Annotated in this window: 14 protein-coding genes; 4 read left to right on the top strand and 10 right to left on the bottom strand. The window is 71.2% G+C overall.

Annotation, left to right across the window (positions count from 1 at the left end; all coding sequences use genetic code 11):
- Positions 1-56 precede the first annotated feature (56 nt).
- Complete coding sequence (locus tag EDD93_RS32970; protein ID WP_123529607.1) at positions 57-1,502, top strand: carboxylesterase/lipase family protein; 1,446 nt, start codon at positions 57-59, stop codon at positions 1,500-1,502.
- 40 nt (positions 1,503-1,542) lie between these two features.
- Here EDD93_RS32970 and EDD93_RS40870 read toward each other — a convergent pair whose 3' ends face one another.
- The 4 genes from EDD93_RS40870 to EDD93_RS32955 all read right to left on the bottom strand — a co-directional run bounded on the left by EDD93_RS40870 (position 1,543) and on the right by EDD93_RS32955 (position 6,819).
- A complete protein-coding gene (locus tag EDD93_RS40870; RefSeq protein WP_260256056.1) occupies positions 1,543-2,787 on the bottom strand; it encodes an FAD-dependent oxidoreductase in 1,245 nt (414 codons plus the stop codon).
- Positions 2,788-2,789: 2 nt separating this feature from the next.
- Complete coding sequence (locus tag EDD93_RS40865) at positions 2,790-3,863, bottom strand: FAD-dependent oxidoreductase (RefSeq protein WP_260256055.1); 1,074 nt, start codon at positions 3,861-3,863, stop codon at positions 2,790-2,792.
- Positions 3,864-3,931: 68 nt separating this feature from the next.
- Positions 3,932-4,909 carry an aldo/keto reductase gene (locus tag EDD93_RS32960; protein WP_260256054.1) on the bottom strand — a complete coding sequence of 326 codons (978 nt, stop codon included), beginning with the start codon at positions 4,907-4,909 and terminating at the stop codon, positions 3,932-3,934.
- On the bottom strand, positions 4,906-6,819 hold the full coding sequence (locus tag EDD93_RS32955; protein ID WP_123529605.1) for a hypothetical protein: 1,914 nt from the start codon (positions 6,817-6,819) through the stop codon (positions 4,906-4,908). The genes EDD93_RS32960 and EDD93_RS32955 overlap by 4 nt, the downstream gene beginning before the upstream one ends.
- Before the next feature lie 139 nt (positions 6,820-6,958).
- Here EDD93_RS32955 and EDD93_RS32950 point away from each other — a divergent pair, with 139 nt between their 5' ends.
- The 3 genes from EDD93_RS32950 (at position 6,959) to EDD93_RS32940 (ending at position 9,662) form a co-directional block, all read left to right on the top strand.
- Positions 6,959-7,783 (top strand): amidohydrolase, encoded by an 825-nt coding sequence (locus EDD93_RS32950; RefSeq protein WP_185092606.1) that lies wholly within the window; start codon positions 6,959-6,961, stop codon positions 7,781-7,783.
- Positions 7,784-7,875: 92 nt separating this feature from the next.
- Entirely contained in the window at positions 7,876-8,874 is a 999-nt protein-coding gene (locus tag EDD93_RS32945; protein ID WP_123529601.1) for an acetylxylan esterase, read from the top strand.
- A 56-nt stretch (positions 8,875-8,930) separates the two neighbouring features.
- A complete protein-coding gene (locus EDD93_RS32940; RefSeq protein WP_123529599.1) occupies positions 8,931-9,662 on the top strand; it encodes a GntR family transcriptional regulator in 732 nt (243 codons plus the stop codon).
- 73 nt (positions 9,663-9,735) lie between these two features.
- Here EDD93_RS32940 and EDD93_RS32935 read toward each other — a convergent pair whose 3' ends face one another.
- The 6 genes from EDD93_RS32935 to EDD93_RS32905 all read right to left on the bottom strand — a co-directional run bounded on the left by EDD93_RS32935 (position 9,736) and on the right by EDD93_RS32905 (position 18,110).
- The gene (locus EDD93_RS32935; RefSeq protein ID WP_260256053.1) at positions 9,736-10,014 is read right to left on the bottom strand and encodes a hypothetical protein; all 279 of its coding nucleotides are present in this window, start codon (positions 10,012-10,014) and stop codon (positions 9,736-9,738) included.
- Between the two features lie 705 nt (positions 10,015-10,719).
- Entirely contained in the window at positions 10,720-12,741 is a 2,022-nt protein-coding gene (locus tag EDD93_RS32930) for a right-handed parallel beta-helix repeat-containing protein (protein ID WP_260256052.1), read from the bottom strand.
- A 52-nt stretch (positions 12,742-12,793) separates the two neighbouring features.
- Complete coding sequence (locus EDD93_RS32925; protein ID WP_260256051.1) at positions 12,794-13,699, bottom strand: carbohydrate ABC transporter permease; 906 nt, start codon at positions 13,697-13,699, stop codon at positions 12,794-12,796.
- An 18-nt stretch (positions 13,700-13,717) separates the two neighbouring features.
- Positions 13,718-14,683 carry a carbohydrate ABC transporter permease gene (locus tag EDD93_RS32920; protein WP_260256050.1) on the bottom strand — a complete coding sequence of 322 codons (966 nt, stop codon included), beginning with the start codon at positions 14,681-14,683 and terminating at the stop codon, positions 13,718-13,720.
- Positions 14,662-15,912 (bottom strand): ABC transporter substrate-binding protein, encoded by a 1,251-nt coding sequence (locus EDD93_RS32910; RefSeq protein WP_123529595.1) that lies wholly within the window; start codon positions 15,910-15,912, stop codon positions 14,662-14,664. Before EDD93_RS32910 ends, EDD93_RS32920 begins: the two co-directional genes overlap by 22 nt.
- Before the next feature lie 260 nt (positions 15,913-16,172).
- Positions 16,173-18,110 carry a heparinase II/III family protein gene (locus EDD93_RS32905; protein WP_221217373.1) on the bottom strand — a complete coding sequence of 646 codons (1,938 nt, stop codon included), beginning with the start codon at positions 18,108-18,110 and terminating at the stop codon, positions 16,173-16,175.
- Between the last annotated feature and the right edge of the window lie 3 nt (positions 18,111-18,113).

Below are 18,113 nucleotides of genomic sequence, written 5' to 3'. Positions count from 1 at the left end.
CCGCGCCGCCCGCGGTGCCCCGGCCCCGGCCGGACCCGCCTCCCGAATGGACCCACATGGACATCATCGCGACCACACGCCAGGGCAGGGTCCGCGGCCGCGTCCGGGAATCAGTCGCCGCCTTCCTCGGCATTCCCTACGCCGCCGCGCCGTTCGGCCCCCACTGGTTTCGCGCCCCCGCGCCCGCCGAGCCCTGGGAAGGGGTGCGCGACGCGCTGGAGTACGGGCCGACCGCGCCGCAACGCCCCTACCGGCCACCCCTCGACGAGCTGATCCCGGAAGTGACCGTCCCGGGCGACGCATGCCTCAACCTCAACATCTGGACGCCGGAATCCACCGGCGGGGCACTGCCGGTGATGGTGTGGATCCACGGGGGTTCGCTGCGCAACGGCTCGTCCGCCATGCCGCTGTACGACGGGCGGGCCTTCGCCCGGGACGGCGTGGTCCTGGTCTCCGTCAACTACCGGCTCGGCGTCGAGGGGTTCGGCGTCTTCCCCGACGCTCCCGACAACCGGGGCCTGCTGGACCAGATCGCGGCGCTGGCCTGGGTGCGGGACAACATCGCGGCGTTCGGCGGCGACCCCGGCCGCGTCACGCTGTGCGGCGAGTCCGCCGGGGCCGTCAGCATCTCCGCCCTGCTGGCCGCCCCGCGCGCCGCCGGTCTCTTCCACCGGGCGATCCTGCAGAGCGGCGCGCCGCACACAGTGGCCCGGGGCCGGGGCGCCAGGACCGTACGCGCGATGGCCAAGGCACTGCGGGTACCCGCCACGGCAGAGGCGTTCGCGGCGGTGGACCGCGAGCGGTTGCTGGACGCGCAGGCCGAAGTCGTCGGCGGGGCCGATCCGATCAGCGGCGGACCGGGCTTCGCCGTCGTGGCCGACGACGACATGATCCCGGCCGGCCCGCCGTCGCCCACGGTCGATCTGCTGCTGGGCTGCAACCGTGAGGAGTACCGCCTGTGGTTCGTGCCGAACGGGACGGTGGACCGGATCAACCGGCTCACGCTGCGGCTCGCCCTGCTGAGGTTCCGGATCCCGGCAGGAGCGGCACGGCTGTACCGGGCGTCCCGGCCCGGCGCGCGGCCGGGCGAGATCCTCGGCGAGATGGCCACGGACCTGCTACTGCGGGGCCCGCTCAACCGCCTCGCCGACTCCCGGCCGGCCCGCACGTTCCTGTACGAGTTCGCCTGGCGCTCGCCCGTGCGGGACCTGGGCGCGTGCCATGCCCTGGAGATCGGGTTCGTCTTCGACAACCTGCGCCACGGTGAGTCGCTCAGCGGGCCGGGCGCCCCTCAGCCGCTGGCCGACACCATGCACCGGGCCTGGACCGCCTTCGCGGCCACGGGCGATCCGGGCTGGCCGGGCTGGGACGCACGCCGCCCGGTCATGGTCTTCGACCATCCCTGCACGGGCCTGACACTCGCCCCGCGCCAGGAGGAGCTGAGCATCTGGCTCAAGCACGCTCGCTCGGCCCGGACCGGACCGGGCGGGGGGCGGGACTGACCGGGCAGTCCGGACGCACCAGAATCCATGGCTCCGCCGCTCAGTGCGCCCCGCCGTATGCCTTGAACGCGCTCACGTGCGCACGCGGCGCGCCGTGTGTCGCGTCGACCACCAGGCGCAGGGCGCGGGTGTGCACCGGCCCGGCGAGCCGGTGCACGCGGTGGCGGCGCCGGTTGTCCGTCTCCGAGACCAGCGTGTGCCAGGTTCCGTCCGGTCCCGGCATCTGTATGCGATAGGCACGGACGAGTTCCGGCATCACCTCGAACGGGGTGCGGTGGCGGTGCAGGTTGTTGAGGTACTCGTCGACGTCGTCGTCGAAGACCACACGCAACTCGCTGAGTTCCTGCTCCTGCTCCCAGTCCAGCCGCAGCCAGGTGCCGTCCTCGCCCGAGACCGAGCCGCCCGAGCCCGTGCCGTCCCGTCCCGGGCCGGGCAGTGCGTCGGACGACCACATGCGCGGGCCGCCGTAGGGGCGTTGGAAGCCGCCGACCGCCTGCTCGGGGCGGAAGGCGTGGGTGTCGGGGGAGAGCCGGAAGCAGAACGTGTGCCGGCGCAGGCCGCGCGCCTGCCACTCCAGTACCGCCTGGCCCTCCTCCTCCGGGATGTCGTGGTCGACCGCCGCGTCCCCCTCGGCCCGGCGGCGCAGCGCGAGCACTCCGTCCGTGCGGCGCGGGACGAGGACGAGAGCGGCCCCGGGGTGGGCGCGCACGATGACGACGACGTTGTGCGCGGCCGGCGGACGGTGGCCGAAACGCGCGGTGACCCAGTGCGGGCCACCGGGCGGCACCGTCACCCCGGTCGTCATGAGGTGACCCAGCGGAACGCCGTTCTCCGGTCGTCCGGTGTCCCACAGCTCGACGGTGAGTTCCGCCGGTGCTCCGCCCCCGTGGACGAGCAGACCGACGGACTCCACCGCGGGATCGGCGGGCAGGAGCAGCGCGAGGTCGCTTCCGAGCGGATACCGCTCACCGGGTTCGGCGGCGGTCGGCTCCGCCGCGATCCCGGACAGGTGGGAGGAGGCCGTCGCCACGGCGCCGAGCGCCAGATTCCCGGGGTCGTCGTCGGCGACCCCGATGACGGAAGCGTCCTGCCGCAGCAGCGTCCGCCGCACGGACTCGGGCTGTTTCAGGGCCAGTTCGCGCGGGGTCAGCCCTTCGGAGACGCACAGTGCCGCAGCCGTTCCCGCGGCCTCGCCGAGCGTGGCGCAGGTCGCCATCACCCGGGTCGCGCCGAACGCTATGTGGGTCGCGGAGATGTTCCTCCCGGCGAACAGCAGGTTCGACACGTTCACCGAGTACAGACAGCGCAGCGGTGGAAGACGCCGTCCGCGTACCGCTGGCGCGCGCCGGGCCCGTCCGCGTACATGCCCTCCACCGGATGCAGATCGACCGACCAGCCGCCGAACGCGACCCGGTCCTCGAACGGCCGCTGCTCCAGGATGTCCTGCTGCGTCAGGACGTGGTCGCCGACGAAGCGCCGGTACTCGCGCTTGCCGGGGAGACTGCCGACCCACTCCAGGGTGAGGTTCTCGGCGTCGGGGAACTCGCCGGAGTTCTTGATGTGGTCCCAGATCCCGAGCACGACGGCCTGGAGCTCGTCGCGGATGCGCTCGTTGTCGTGGACGGTGTCGAGCTCGCCGCCCCACTCGATCCACCAGTAGTCGCAGCCGTTGTCGCCCGTGCGCAGCACCCGGTTGCGCAGGATCGGCGTGCCGGCGAGGTCGCGGGCGTACGCGGGTGCCACGAACTTGACCGGGCGGCCGGCGTCCTTGGTGTGGAAGAGGATCGTGGAACCGAGCAGAGCCCCGTCGGCCTCCTCCGGCGCCCAGGGCTCACCGTGTTCGGCACGCGCCTCACGGCCGATGCGGTAGCGGGCCCCGGCCAGGTGGCCCAGGAGCCCGTCGCCGGTGCAGTCGAGGAACTGCTCCGCGCGGAAGGTGATCCGACGCTCCGAGCCCATCATCCAGCCCGTGCAGCCGCGCACGCTCCGGGCGTCGGCCGGACCCACCGCCTCGACCTCGCGGACATCGGTATGGAGATACAGGTCGAGCAGGGGCTCGGCGAGCACCGCGTCCAGGACGACCTGGTCCCAGTAGTACGGGTTGCCCTCGGGGTTGCGGTACTGGTTCTCGGTGTACAGCTCGCCCATGATGCCGCTCTCGCGGGCCCAGCGGTTCACCCCGTGCGCGGTCGCCCCGCACACCCAGACACGCACCTCGCTGCTGGAGTTGCCGCCGAGGACCGGGCGGTTGTGGATCAGGGCCACGCGCCGGCCGAGCCGGGCGGCGGCGATCGCCGCGCACACGCCCGCCAGCCCGCCACCGACGACGACGATGTCGTGCCGGGTCTCTTCTTCGCGCACGGTCGGGGCTCCTCTGTGTGACGCGACGGGATACGGGCGGAGCGCGGCGGTCCACCGCGGTCCCGCTGCTACGGGACCAGCTCCGGCGGTACGAAGCCCTCATCGGCCAGACTCCACCACAGCTCACCGGGTACGGGGAAGCGCGTGGCGGCCACGTTCGCTGTGACCTCGGCGGCGGACCGGCAGCCCAGGACGACCGAGGTGACCGCCGGGTGCAGGGCGGGGAACTGCACGGCGGCCGCCGTCAGCGGAACGCCGTGGGCGGCGCACAGCTCGTGGCAGCGGCGCGCCCGCGCGAGGGCCTGTTCGGGCACCGGCCGGTAGTTGAACATGGCGCCGGGGGAGGGGTCGGCGAGCAGCCCCGTGTTGAACACGCCGCCCACGACCACCGCGGTGCCGGTCCTGGCGCACAGCGGCAGCAGCGTGCCCAGCGCCTCGTGGTCGAGGAGGGTGAACCGGCCCGCGATCAGCACCACGTCGACGTCGAACTCCGCGACGTGGGCGGCCATCGGGGCGCTGTGGTTCATGCCGAAGCCGATGGCCCGCACCAGCCCCTCCTCGCGCAGCCGCCGCACCGCCGGGTACGCGGTACGACGCACCTCGTCGGGGAAGTCGTCCGGGTCGTGCAGATAGAGGATGTCGATGTGGGAGCGGCCGAGCCGGGTCAGGCTCGACTCCACGGAGGCGCGGATGCCGCGCTCCGACCAGTCGGGGACGACCTCGCCCGGGGAGCCGTCGGGCCGGGGCCGCAGCAGCCATCCGGTCTTGGTCGAGATCACCGGCTCGCGTACCCCGGCGGGTCCGAGGAGCCGGCCGAGCCGTGCCTCCGCGAGGCCGTGGCCGTAGCGGGGCGCGGTGTCGAAGTAGCTGATCCCGGCGTCGCCCGCCGCGCGCAGCGTCCGCGCGGCCTCGTCCTCGCTCACCTCCGTGAACAGACCGCCGAGCGGTGCGGTGCCGATGCCGAGCCGGGGCAGTTCGAAGGACAGCCGGGTCGCACTCCGGTCGCCCGTGAAGAACGTTCCGCTCACGCTGTCTGTGTCGCTCACACCGTCTCCCAGGGGGACGCGCAGGCCGCACGGGCGCCGCGCACGGACATCGTCAGGGTCAGCCGGACGCGAGTCGCGGCCGGGAGTTCGACGCGGCAGTACGGCCCGTCGACCGGCACCGGGGCCGCCTCGTCCACGCGCGCCGTCTCGATCAGGTGCTCGGCGAAGGCGCCCGCCTGCATGAGCACCGACCGCGCCGACGTGCCCGTGTTCACCAGCTCGACCACCGTGTTCCCGGGCCGGATGTCCGTCACCAGGGCGGCCGTGTCCGACGGCAGGCCCGGACGGCGCTCGACGGCGTCGTGGTAGCGCAGGTGCAGATGGGTGAGGCCGCCGTTGTAGAGGATCTGCGGCGAGCCGGTCGTCAGCTGGAGCAGCGCCTCCGTGACCACGGGGTTGAGGTGCTGCCAGTGGTGGATGCCCAGGGCGTCCGGACCGACGGCCGGATCCAGCGGATCGCTCTCGATCGCCGCGACCCGCTCGGCGCTGGACGCCAGGGCGGAGCTCAGCATCCGCTCGGGGAAGCCCGGATTGCGGCCGTGCAGGAACTCGTACCAGGGCTCCTCGTGTCCCGCCTCGTCCTTGATGCGCTGCGTGTGCACGGCCGACCAGTCCCAGCCGGAGCCCGCCCGCAGCAGCTCCAGCCGCTCCCGGTCGGACTCCTCGCGGCTGAAGTGCCAGAGAGCCATGGGGAGCTGGGTGGGCATGACGGTGTGGTCGAACCAGCCGGAGTCGTTGTGCCGCTGCGGCACCATCAGGGTCCGCTCGGCGGTCATGGCCCGCAGATGCGGGTTCCAGCGCTCACCCAGCGTCCCCCGCTCCTCCGGACGGCGCTGCTCGGCCTGGCGCAGCACCGCGTCCAGCGGGTTGCGGGCCAGGTCCAGATAGCCGCGCTCGCCGGTCAGGAACGTCGCGTTGGTGGCGCCGACGAGGGCGCCGGAGGCCACCGAGGACAGGCCGTGCGGCCAGGACCAGCCGTAGTGGCCGCCGTACCAGCGCCCCTCCAGGTGCCCGCCGACGGTCCCGTCGAGCCCCACGTTGTCGGGAAGCACGTCCCGCCCGGCCAGCCGCTCCTGCCAGGCGCCGGTGTACGCGGCGACCCAGTCGGCGTAGCGGCTGTCCCCGGTCAGCAGGGACGCGTGGGTGGCCAGCCCGGTGGCGGCCAGGTTCACGAGGGTGTCGCCGCGCCCCATCCGCTCCCACATCGTCCGGCCGTAGGCGCGCGCCCGCTCCGGGTCGGCGGCCAGGTCGTCGAAGTGCGTGACACCCTCGATGCCGTCCAGCGGCAGGCCGTACGGGCGAAGCGCCAGGCTCCACGGGAAGAACGCGTCCTCGTCCGCGAAGCCCCAGCGCGGGCCCGCGGCGCCGTTGTGCGGGGCGCGCACGATGCGGTGGGCGGGGTCGTAGTTCGGTCCGTCCGGGAGGTACAGGTCGGCGAACCGCGCGGCCAGTTCGCGCAATTCGGGGTCGGCCGGGTCGGCCAGGCACAGACCGTAGAAGAGCAGCAGGCCCTCGCCCTGGTGGAACCAGTCGTAGCCGCGCTCGTACCCGTCGACCAGCATGTTCATCTCGGTGAGCTGCGCGGTCACCCCGCGCCAGTGCCGGCGTGCCGCGGGCAGCAGGTCGGCGCTGCCGCCGAGGAGGTACAGCGTCGGCCAGTTGAAGAACGGCTCGTAGAAGTCGTCCACACCGTCCCGGCCGTCGAGCCCGACCCCGAGCCGGTCCCGGAAGACGAGCCGCCCGTCGCCCTCGGTGTAGCGGTCGGAGAACAGCCGCCACGCCTTGTCCAGGGCGGTGAACAACTCCCGTTCGAGCAGCGCCCACCGGGGAACCTCGGTCACCGGCCGGACCGCGTGCAGTACCGGTCCGTGTGCCGGCGGCGCCCCGTTCGACCTGTCGACCCCGCGCATCCACGACTCCCGCCCTCGAAACGACATCAGGACCATCGGGCTCAGATAATCGCCCATCGATAGCCGATGGCTAGACTCACCGGCACACGGCCGAGGTGTCAAGACGCCGGACGCGGCCGATGCGAGGAGGAGGACGATCGTGATCGACTGCCATGTCCATGTGTGGGACCCGGCCGAGGGGTTCCCGTGGATCCGTCCCGGGACGCCACTGCACCGGCCCTGCACCGAAGCCGATCTGGAGGCGTCCGGGGCCGAACTCGGCCTGGCCGGCGCGATTCTCGTGGAGGCCTCCCGAGGCGACGCGGCGGAGACGTACGCCCTGCGGGAACTGCGCCTCGGGCGGCCCGACCTGGTCGCCGGCTACGTGGGCAACCTCCATGTCCACGGCGGCGCCGGGCCCGGCGCGTTCCGGGCACTGCTGGACGAGTTCGGCGACACCCGGCCCAACGCGATGCGCATCGGCGGCCAGGACTGGGCGAGCACTCCCGAGCCGGCCCGGAACCTGGTCCCGGTGCTGGCCGATGCCGGAATGGCCCTCGAACTGAACCTGTACCGCGGCGCGTTGCGAACCGCTGCGGAGGTGGCCGAACAGCACCCGGAACTCGCGGTGGTCGTCGACCACCTGGGCAACCCGCCGCATCTTTCCGCCGGTGACCCGGGGGAGTGGTACGCGGATCTCGAACGGGCTGCCGGGGTCGGCAACGTCGTTGTGAAGATCTCCGGCCTGCTCACCCAGCAGCACGGTGTGCCCGAACGTCAACTGGCCCACCTGGTACGGCATGTGGTGGACACGCTCGGTCCGCAACGCTGTCTGCTGGGATCCGACTGGCCCATCTGCCTGACGCGCGGCAGCCGCGCCGACTCGCTCGCCGCCGCCCGCACGGGCCTCGGCCATCTCACCCCCGCCCAGACCCGCCACCTCTCGCAGACCACCGCGGAGCGCGTGTACCGGCTGCGCGGTTGACAGCCTTTACGGCACCCTGATTCGATTCTCTCGATGATCGATAGGCGATGAAAGTGGCCCGCAGCCGGCCCGACCGACGCGGAGATTTCGACATGGCTCACTTCGACCTGCCCCTCGACGACCTGGAGAAATACCGACCCGAGCTGCCCGAACCCGCGGACTTCGACGCGTTCTGGCAGGAGACACTCGACCAGCAGGACCCGTACGACCTGGCCGTCACCTGGACCCCCGTGCACAACGGTCTGGCCACCATCGGCACGTTCGACGTCACCTTCGCCGGATACGGCGGGCATCCCGTACGCGGCTGGCTGCAGTTGCCGGTGACCCGTAGCGGACCGCTGCCCGCAGTCGTGGAGTACCTCGGCTACAACAGCGGCCGTGGCGCCCCGCACGAGAAGCGGCTGTGGGCGGACGCCGGGTACGCGCACTTCGTCATGGACACCCGGGGCCAGGGCGCCGAGACCCCCGACGCGGACCCCGCCTCCGGCGACATCGCCGCACCGGGCTTCCTCACCCGCGGTGTGCTCGACCCGCGCCGTTACTTCTACCGCCGCCTCTACACCGACGCCGTACGCGCCGTCGCGGCCGTCCGCAGCCACCCGGAGGTCGACCCCGGCCGCGTCGTGGTCACCGGCACCAGCCAGGGAGGCGGCATCGCGCTCGCGGCCGCGGGGCTGGTCCCCGGCCTGGTCGCAGCCATGCCCGACGTGCCGTTCCTGTGCCACTTCGGGCGCGCCACGACACTCACCGACAGGCCGCCGTACGACGAGGTCGCCCGGTTCGTGAAGTCGCACCGGGAACACGCGGCGACCGTCAGTCGCACTCTGGCCTATTTCGATGCGGTGAGCCTCGCACGCCGGCCGGACGCCCCTACCCTGTTCTCGGTGGGGCTCATGGACCACATCTGCCCGCCCTCCACCGTGTACGCCGCGTTCAACCACTACGGCGCGCTGCGGAATGTGGATCAGGCCGACAAGGAGATACGGGCGTACCCGTTCAATGATCATGAGGGCGGCGGTCACGCCCACGAAGTCGTCAAACTGGAATGGCTGGGGAAGCAGTGGGGAAAGGCGCGCGCATTCCATCGATAGGCGATGAGCGCGTATAGTGTCCCAACTGGCCTCCCCCAACGCAGGAATGGGAATTCATGGCAGCGAACGCGTCGGCGGGATTCGACTCCACACTGGCCACCAACAAGGACCGGTTCCGAAAGGCCCTGATCTCCGACCAGGTGTACGAGCTGCTCCGGCAGGCAGTCGTCGACGGTGACCTCGCCCCGGGCGACCGCGTGGTCGAGTCCGAGATCGCGCGGCGGCTCGGGGTCAGCCAGGCCCCCGTCCGGGAGGCCGTGAAGCAGCTGGCCCGGGAGGGACTGCTGATGCACGTGCCGCGCCGGGGGCATTTCGTGGTCGAAATCTCGGAACAGGACGCGGAATACGCGCGCCAGGTGCGCGAGCCGCTCGAACGGCTCGCGGCGCAACTGGCCGCGCAGCACATCACGAAGGATCAGCTGACGGAACTCGACGCGCTGGTCGAGCGGATGCGCAAAGCCGTGACCGTCAAAGACGTGGGTGTCTTCAGGGACGCCGACATCGAGTTCCACACACTGGTCAGCCAGGCCGCCGGAAATCCGTTCCTGGAGCGGATGTGGGAGGTCATCGAGCCCAGCCTGCGCACCTTGCGGGCCATTTCCGACCCGCTGTTCGCCGGCGACTGGTCCGCGATGGCCGACGAGCACGGCCGCCTGGTCGGTCTGCTGCGTGACGGGGACGGCGAGGGTGCGGCCGTCGCGTTCGCCGACCACGCGGCGGGCCGGGGTCCGGTTCCGGACGCTCGCGCCACGAAGAAGCCGCGCGGGAAGGCTGCCGCCCGCGACTGACGCTGTGGGCACCGGGAAGGCCCGGTCGTCGCTGCGACACGCTGGTGGTGTGGCGCTGCTTGCGGGTCTTGCTTCACTTCCCGTCGGTGTCGGCGGGAAGTGAACCGTGTCCGCGTTCCCGGTCCCGGGGTGGTGTGCGGTAGCGGCCCATACTGCCCATGACCAGAACGGCTCCGGCCGGGGCTGCGAGCCCGTAGGCCGGGGGAAAGCTGTCCTTCACCAGATTGAACAGGATGAGCACGCCGACGAGGCCGGCGATGAGCAGGGGGCGTCGGATGATGTGCCGTGCGGCGATCTTCAAGCGCCGGCCTGCGCGGGCTCGGGTGAGGTGTTCCCATTCCGGCGTTGCCATGCCATCACCTTAGGCCCGGTGGCCGTGTCCGGTGCCCGGATCGGCCCCGTTCGGGCCGGATGTTCAGAGGTGTGGACGCAGGCGGCCGGCGGGGGCTTCGCCGCCGGGCGTTCGCGTGGGCGGCCGATGGACTCGGGCGCGACGGCGACGAGGTGCTCAGGGCATTCCGGGGTTCGCGTTCGTCCGTCTGGAAGACAGCTACGTCCTGGGCATCACGACCCACCCAGGTGTCCTGACCTTCCAGCTCGATCTGCTCCTGCTGCCTGGTCACCCGGAACACGGGGCGCCTTCGCCCGGGATCACCTAGCGGCGACGGGATCACCGGTACGCGGCGGGACCTGCCAGAACGGGCTACTGCTGGCGGACGGGGCGATCATGCGCGCAGAGGGTCTCGCGGTGTCCCGACAACGCCGGCCGGGAGGGGCGGCGGCCCAGCTCGGCCTGCGATCGTGCGGACCGACGCCTGCTCCCGCAGCCTGTCGGCGATGCGGATCGAGTCCGCCTGGTTCAGGTACCGGAACGTGCCGGAAGGCGGCACCCCCGCCGGGGTGCCGCCTTCCGGCTGTTGTCTGCACTGAGACCGTTGCGCCACTGGCGCCCGGTCCCCGCGTCGGTGCCGGTCGTCCGGCACGCGCGCTCGCCGCTGAGGCGACGTGTGAGCCGGAAGCATGGCTCCCACTCGAGCCCTCCTCGATCGGGCGAACGTCAGCGCCGCGCGCCCGCCGTCCACTTCGGGGCGCCGTACTGGTAGGCGCCCAGGCTCGGCGCCGGGTCGGTGGAGCCGTCGTTGATGCCGGGCAGCGCGATCGCCGCGTTCCTGGCCGGGGAGCCCGCGGCCAGGCGGTAGTCATGGGCACTCGCGTCGACGAAGAGGGGGTCGGTCTCCGCCGGGAGGTTGTTCGACATGACGAGGCCGCCGTCGGTGGCGCCGTCCATGCCGGCGATCTTCCCGATGTTGTTGTAGATCTTCGTCCCGGTCGACTGGCCGGGCCCCTTCACGTAGAACAGCGTCATGCCGCCCGTGTTGTTGTAGACGCCGTTGTCGTGCGAGCCGGTGCCCAGGCCGTTGAGCATCACCGTGCCCTCCCGGTTGCCCCAGCCCACGTTGTTCGCGATCACGAGGTCGCTCTGGCCGTTGTCCGCGTAGACGCCGGAGATGCCGAACGTGGAGGAGGTCGTCTTCGGCGCCGGGTCGTGCAGCACGTTGTGGTCGATGGAGGTGCCCATCATGTCCGCGCTGCAGCAGGTGTAGACCGCGGCGACGTCCAGGCTCAGGCGGGCGTAGGCCGAGATGTCGTTGTACGCGATGACGTCCTTGCCCGGGGTGAGACCCGCCACGCTGTTCCACTGGAGGTTGATCCCGCTGCGTCCGACCCGGGAGATCGTGTTGTGGGTCACCGTCTGGCTGTTGCCCTGGACGGCGATGCCGGCCGCGTAGGTGCCCATGTAGTCGACGTCGTGGATGACGTTGTCGGTCGCCGTGTTGTTCTGTCCGCGCAGCGCGATGCCGTTGCCCGCGCTCAGCGACAGATCGCTGTTGACGACCTTGTTGCCGGTGCCGTCGACGATGATGCCGCTGTCACCGACGCCGCGCGTCACCGTGGAGCCGCAGTCGGTCGCACCCCGGGTGATGTCGGTGTAGTGCGACAGGTAGGTGCCCTTGATTCCGTCGAGCGTGACGCCGGTGGTGGTGGCGCCCGTCTTGACCGTCGTGGCGAACAGGCCGAGGCCGGTCACCGTGGTGTGGCTGGTGTTCGTCAGGTCGAAGCCCAGGGTGCGGCGCTTGGCCTCCACGGTGTGGGTGTCGGGGTCGTCGGTGCTGTACACGTACAGGCGATGGGCGGTGGGGTCGTAGAACCACGTTCCGGGGTGGGCCAGTTCGCCGATCTTCCCGGCGAGCGCGTACCGCGTCTCCTGCGGCACCACCTTGTGCACGCACGGCGGCGCCGCGTCGAGGGTCACCGAGCCGGCCGTCGAGCCGGTCACCTTGGCGGTGGCGGAGACGTACCAGTAGCCGGTGAGGGCCCGCGCGCCGGTCCAGTAGCCCGCCGGGCGGGTCTGGGCCGGGTCCGCGATCGTGGCGTCGGCGCTGCCGGCGCCCGCGTACTGGAGCACGGGGTCCATGGGGTCCAGGCCCGGGTAGGGCCACTGGGCCTCGATGTCCATCGCCTTGTCGGTGAACACCTGCACCGTGCTCACGTCGCTGCCGAGGTCCGCGTCCGTGGCGTAGACGTGTCCGGCCGCGACGGCGTCGGCGAAGTCCGAGTCCGGCGCGTACGGATCGCTCTGCCCGATCGCGGTGACGTCCGCAGCGGTGACGGCGTCCCAGCCGGTCAGCCGCGACGCGCCGCTCACCGTCACCTGCGCGCCGGGCGCGGCCCGGTAGGTGATGGGCGCCTGCGCCGTGCCGGAGCGGGCGGGCACGACCGTCTCCTCGTACGTCCCCGAGGTGATCAGGCACGTGTCGCCCGGCTGCATCAGATCGGCGCAGCGCTGGATGTGGCGGAACGGGGAGGCCGAGGTGCCGGCCGCTGTGTCCTGACCGTTCGTCGCCACGTAGTACGTCTGCCCGTCCTGGGCCGCGGCCGGATGGGCGCCGGCCATGACCATGCACAGGGCCGCGAACACGGCGGCGGCCTGCCACGGTCGGGTACGGGGGCGCGAGCCGCGTGTCTTCCCCGGCGTGGGCGGGAGCGGTGGTTCCGGTGCTGCTGGGGGAATCTGCATTCCAGGGTCCTCTTCTCGGTCCTTCAGGGGGAGGGGGATGTGCCCGGCCGGGTCAGCCCTTCACGGCGCCCACGGTGAGGCCGCTGATGATGTGGCGCTGCATGTAGATGAAGAAGATGACCACCGGGGCGATGGCGAGCAGCAGGTTGGGGAAGACCTTCGTCAGGTCCGTCGAGTACTGGCTGATGCCCGCGTAGATCGCCGTGGTCACGGTGTAGTGCCCGGACGACGGGCTGAGCAGGATCTGCGGGCTCACGAAGTCGTTCCAGATCCCGATGGAGTTGAGGATCAGTACGGTGACGACCGCGGGCCGCATGAGCGGGAAGATGATGGTCCAGAACGTCCGGTACCTGCCCGCGCCGTCGATCGTCGCCGCGTGGTCGATGTCCACCGGGATGGTGCGGATGAAGCCGACGAACAGGAAGATGCTCACGGGCAGCGTCGAGGCGACGTCGTGCGCCACGAGACCGGTCACCGTGTTCGCCAGGCCGATCTCCCGCAGTACGTAGATCACGGGGATGATCACGGCGGCGCCCGGAATGAACGTCCCCGCCAGGAAGTACAGCATCACCAGTTGCGTGCGCCGCTTCAGGCTGCGGGCGATCGCGTACGCCGCAGGGCCCGCGAGCACGATGCACAGCACGTCCACCATCACGACGAGGAAGAGCGTGAAGCCGTAGCCCCCGATGACGTTGAACTGCGGGCTGGTCACCGCGGCGGACAGGTGCTTGAGCGTCAGCCCGCTGAGCGGGATGCCGAACGGGTTGTCCAGGATGTCCTGCTGCGACTTGAACGCGTTCACGAGGAGCAGGTACACCGGCACCATCATGACGACGAGCAGCCCGCCGAGCATGATCCAGCGCAGGGGCGAACGGCCCTCACCCTGGTCTGTGCGGCCCGGCAACCCGTCGGGGGCCGCCGGTGGCCTCGTCCTGGTCTCGCGGGGCTTTGCCTCCATTACGACCACCAGTGGCTCCTAACCTGTCGCAGCTTGGTCTTGGCGGTTGCGCAGCGCCGTCACGACGAGGGCGAGCACGGCGGACACGATCATGAGAAAGACCGCCTGGGACGTCGCGTAGCCGACTTTCGTGCCCTCGAAGGACCGGGCGAGAATGAGGTACGTGAACGTCTGCGTGGAGCCGGCCGGACCGCCGCCGGTGAGGCTGACGATGATGTCGTAGGCACGGATGAGGCCCACCAGGTTCAGGATGGTCGCCACGGTCACCACCGGAGCGATCATGGGGACGACGATCCGCAGGTTCGTCTGCCGCTTCGTCGCACCGTCGATGGCCGCCGCCTCCAGGAGCTCGGCGGGCACCGTCTGCAGGGCCGCGACGAACAGCACCACGTTGAATCCGAACCCGGCCCACACGATGACGGCGATCAGGGAGATCAGCGCCATCTTCTCGTCGAACAGGAAGCCGACCGGCTCGATGTCGAACTTGGCGAGGGTGTTGTTGATGGCCCCGTTGGTGCCGAGGATGGCCGCCCACAGATAGCCCAGAACCAGCGCGCTGATCACGTGCGGGAAGTAACCCACGGCCCGGAAGAAGGAGTTGGACCGCGAACGGCCCTTGAGGATCAGGGCGTAGACCAGACCGAGACCGACCATGAACACGGTGCCGGACACGGCGATGACCGCCGTCACGTACCAGGCCTGCGAGGAGCTGGGATCGTCGAACAGATGCCGGTAGTTGTCCAGCCCGATGAACGAGACCGAGGAGAAGCCGTCCCAGTCGGTGAGGCTGAGATAGACCGCGACACCGACCGGGACGACCGTCAGCACCGTGTACAGCAGGACGGCCGGCCCCATCAGGCCGAGCGAGACCGCCGCCGCGCGCACGCGTGCGCTGCGCCGGCCCGCCTGCGAGGGGGGAGCGGGCGGGGGCGGGGCGGCCTCGGTGAGCGGCCCCGGCCGCTTCAGCGCTGCGAGTTCCACCACTTGTCCAATCCGCCGGCGACATCCTCGGGGGAGGTGCCCGTGTACAGGGACTGGACCTGCTTGTTCAGCTCGTCACTGAACCCGGCGATGGGCTGGTTCGCGCCGGACTTCACGATCACCGACGGGGCCTTGTCGAGGACCTTCTGTACGGAGGTGCCGAGGCTCGACATCGTGTAGCTGAATCCGGCGCGCAGGTTGCCGTCGGCGGCCAGCTGGCTCTTGATCGCCTCCGGGTCGGTCACGGCCCACTTGACCAGGTCCGTCGCCGCGGCCTTGTGGCGCGACTTGTCGATCACGACGTACGGGTTGGAGATGTTGCCGAACTGGCCGGACGGGTATGCGCCGTCGGTCGGCATGCTGAAGACGCCGATCTCGTCGCTCTTCTTGGCGGCGTCCGCGGCCGGTACGAAGTACGAACCCATGATGTACATGGCGGACTTCCCCTTGAGGAAGGCCGTCTGTCCGTCTGCGTAGGTGAGACCGAGTGCGCTCTTCTTCAGGTATCCGGCGTCGATCCACTTCTTGTACTGCGCGAAGTAGTCGACGTAGCCGCTGTCCGCGAAGGAGTTCCTGCCCGCGATGCGCTGGGCCGTCCACTTCGGCTCGGCGGTGAGCACGCCGGCGTCGGCCATCATGGAGAACTGGCTGCCGGTCACCCACTGCCCGGCCGTCTGCAGCGGGTCGTAGCCGGCCTTCTTCAACTTGCCCATCACGGCGGTGAACTGGTCCAGGGTGCGGATCCCGCTCGCATCGATCCCGGCCTTGGTGAAGGCCTGCTTGTTGTAGAAGACGAGCGACTGGATCTGCTCGCCGACACCCACCACGTAACGCTTGCCGCCGAGTGCGTACTCGTCGGCAAGCGGCGTCCTGGCCGTCCACGGCTGGTCCGACAGATCGGCGAAGAGGGACTCGGTCTCGGCGGTGGGGGTGATCTGCTGGGCGACGTCCGGAGGGTCGCCGGCCGCCAGGTCCTGGGTCAGCTTCGCGTTCGCCGAGATCGTGCCGGTCAGCTCGAGATCGACCTTCACCTCGGGATGGGTGCGCTCGTAGCGGGCGAAGAGGTCGTTCCAGTACTTCTCCGTCAGGTTCGGCGTGATGTTCACGATGACGCGGAGGGTGGTGGTGCCACCCGCGCCCTCGTCGGAGGTACCGCCGCCGCAGGCGACGGCCGAAGCCATCACCAGGGGAGCGGCGGCGAAGGCGCAGACACGGCGCCAGACTGCTTTCATCGGACACGCTCCGTTGCGTAGTCGTGAATAATCGATAGCTACTGCTGATCGGTGAGTGCGGGTCGAAAGTGGTGCACGGTGGAGTGGGGGTGCCGTGTCACGCCGGGCAGGAAGGCCGGCGGGCGTCGGCGGGCGCCCGGCGGCCACGTATCCCGCTGGTACGGGATCCGGGCGCCGTCGCCATTCGCTAATCGTCTATCGATTGCTGATGCTATGGCTGGCATCCCACAATGTTCAAGAGTGTTGCCGCAACCTGTTGTTCAGCCGGCCGCCTCCCAGCGCACAGCGACCCCTCCCGCGCTGCCCGGATCCCGGACGGTCAGGGTGAGGCGTGTCAGAAACCCTCCCCAACTCGCGCTGAGCAGCGGGTCGTCGAGTTCCACGCGCTCGGCCGAGGCGTCGCAGAGAGCCGGATCCCACCGCATGACGACCCCCGAACCCTCAGCCGTCACCCGCGCCACGCCGTCCCCCAACTCGACGTGACCGGACAGCAGGTGCCGGAGCCGCACATACGGGAGCCGCCCCCGCCAGTTGTCCTGGACGTCGATGTACGCAGCAGCCGCCCCGGTCGGACGCACCAGGTCCACCGACCGCTTCCAGCTGGTCAGCGGACCGGCCGGATAGGCGCCCCTCAACTCCGCGCTCAGGCCGCTCCGCTCGCCGTCGAGGCACACGGTCACCTCGCCGGCGGTGAACTCCCGCCCGGGGGACTGCGTGTCACCCGGTTCGGGGACGTTGTGCCACGCGCTCTGGAAGGGCCAGGCGGCATAGCGGTCGGGACCGAAGGTCTGCGTCGTGTACCGCGGGCGGCCCGCGTCGACGACCAGAGGCCTGCCGTCGACCGCCACCCAGTACGAACCGACGTCGAGGTGATTGTGGTGCTCGCCGTTGTGGCCCGCCTTCACGGCAACCGTCAGACCCCGCGTGGAGACAGCCTCCTGACGTGCCACCAGTATCTCCAGGCGTGGCAGCCACACCTGCCCGGCCAGCCACGGGGCGCCGTCATCGGGTGCGGCCCGCGCGGTGACCGCGCTGCACCACCGCGCGTCGGCGAGCGCCGTCAGCGCACGGCCCAGACCCGCCCTGGCCGGCGCGGGATCGCCCTCCTGCCTGGCCCCCGCCACCGCGTGCGCCGAGGTCTCCGGAAGGCCGAGACGCGCACCCCACCGGTACGGCACGTGCCAGGGCCGGTCACCGGACAGCCGAGGCGGCGCGTCGCCCACGTTCACGTACCAGCTCCCGCCCAGATGCATCCGCTGCGGGTAGCGCAACAACTCGCCCAGGAGCGGCAGCTCACGGGCGTCGAGGGCGGGGCCGCCGACCCCGGCGAGGAGATCGAGAACCTCCAGGACCCGGCAGGCCCCCGCCCACCAGTACGCGATGCCCTCGTCCACGCCCCCGTCGTCCGGCAGAGCGGCTATGTAGTGGTCGAGACCCCCGACCACGAGACGCACCAGCCGGGCCCGCCGCACGTCGTCATCGCACAGCAGCAACGCGCACGCCAGTACCGCACTGTGAATCCACGGATTCCAGTTGTTGGCGCCTCCGTCGGCGCCGATCCACCGCCAGTCCCGCACCTGCTCGAAGGGGACGAGGACCCGCCGGTCCACTTCCCGCCGCAGCCGCCGGCGAAGTCCGGGCGCCCGACGCTCCAGATGCGGCCCCAGCACATGGTCCGCCCACGCGAACAGCGCCGCCACCTCGGCCGCCCCCAGATCCAGGTACGGCTCGTCCGCATCGGGCACCACCTCGCCGCGCGCCGCCGTGAACCGGTCGTGCGGGGCCCAGCACCAGGTGCTCGCCTCCGCGAACCGCACGAGTCCGTCCACCGCGGCGTCCAGATGCGGGCACACCTCGCCGGCAGCGGTCGCGTCGGCCACCTCGCCGCTCAGCACGGCCGCCAGGACCAGCCGGGATACCCGCTCCTGCAGCTCCCAGGCCCGGTCCTCGTACGCGCCCCGGTCCCCGTCACGTGCCGCCCGCGCCCAGTCCCCCGCGGTCAGCCGAGGCTCGGGGCGTGCCAGCTCGGCCCGCGCTTCGGCGGTCAGCCGCTCGCGCACGGGGAGCGGCACCGCGTCCCAGACCTCCCGGCACGTCACGTCCGGTACGCCGACCCGGCCCGCCGGATCTGCCAGCAGCCGTGCCAGCTCGGGGCCCAGCGCCGACCGGAACGACGCCCCCAGGATTCCCGTCGTCACGTG

It is taken from the genome of Streptomyces sp. 840.1, assembly GCF_003751445.1.
Classification (GTDB): Bacteria; Actinomycetota; Actinomycetes; order Streptomycetales; family Streptomycetaceae; genus Streptomyces.
This window is presented reverse-complemented; position numbering and strand designations above follow the sequence as displayed.

What these genes read in the sequence shown, in the direction of transcription:
- EDD93_RS32970 (WP_123529607.1), top strand. Translation starts at nt 57, where the DNA reads ATGGACATCATCGCGACCACACGCCAGGGCAGGGTCCGCGGCCGCGTC.
- EDD93_RS32955 (WP_123529605.1), bottom strand. Translation starts at nt 6,819, where the DNA reads ATGCGCGGGGTCGACAGGTCGAACGGGGCGCCGCCGGCACACGGACCG.
- EDD93_RS32945 (WP_123529601.1), top strand. Translation starts at nt 7,876, where the DNA reads ATGGCTCACTTCGACCTGCCCCTCGACGACCTGGAGAAATACCGACCC.
- EDD93_RS32940 (WP_123529599.1), top strand. Translation starts at nt 8,931, where the DNA reads ATGGCAGCGAACGCGTCGGCGGGATTCGACTCCACACTGGCCACCAAC.
- EDD93_RS32935 (WP_260256053.1), bottom strand. Translation starts at nt 10,014, where the DNA reads ATGGCAACGCCGGAATGGGAACACCTCACCCGAGCCCGCGCAGGCCGG.
- EDD93_RS32930 (WP_260256052.1), bottom strand. Translation starts at nt 12,741, where the DNA reads ATGCAGATTCCCCCAGCAGCACCGGAACCACCGCTCCCGCCCACGCCG.
- EDD93_RS32925 (WP_260256051.1), bottom strand. Translation starts at nt 13,699, where the DNA reads ATGGAGGCAAAGCCCCGCGAGACCAGGACGAGGCCACCGGCGGCCCCC.
- EDD93_RS32910 (WP_123529595.1), bottom strand. Translation starts at nt 15,912, where the DNA reads ATGAAAGCAGTCTGGCGCCGTGTCTGCGCCTTCGCCGCCGCTCCCCTG.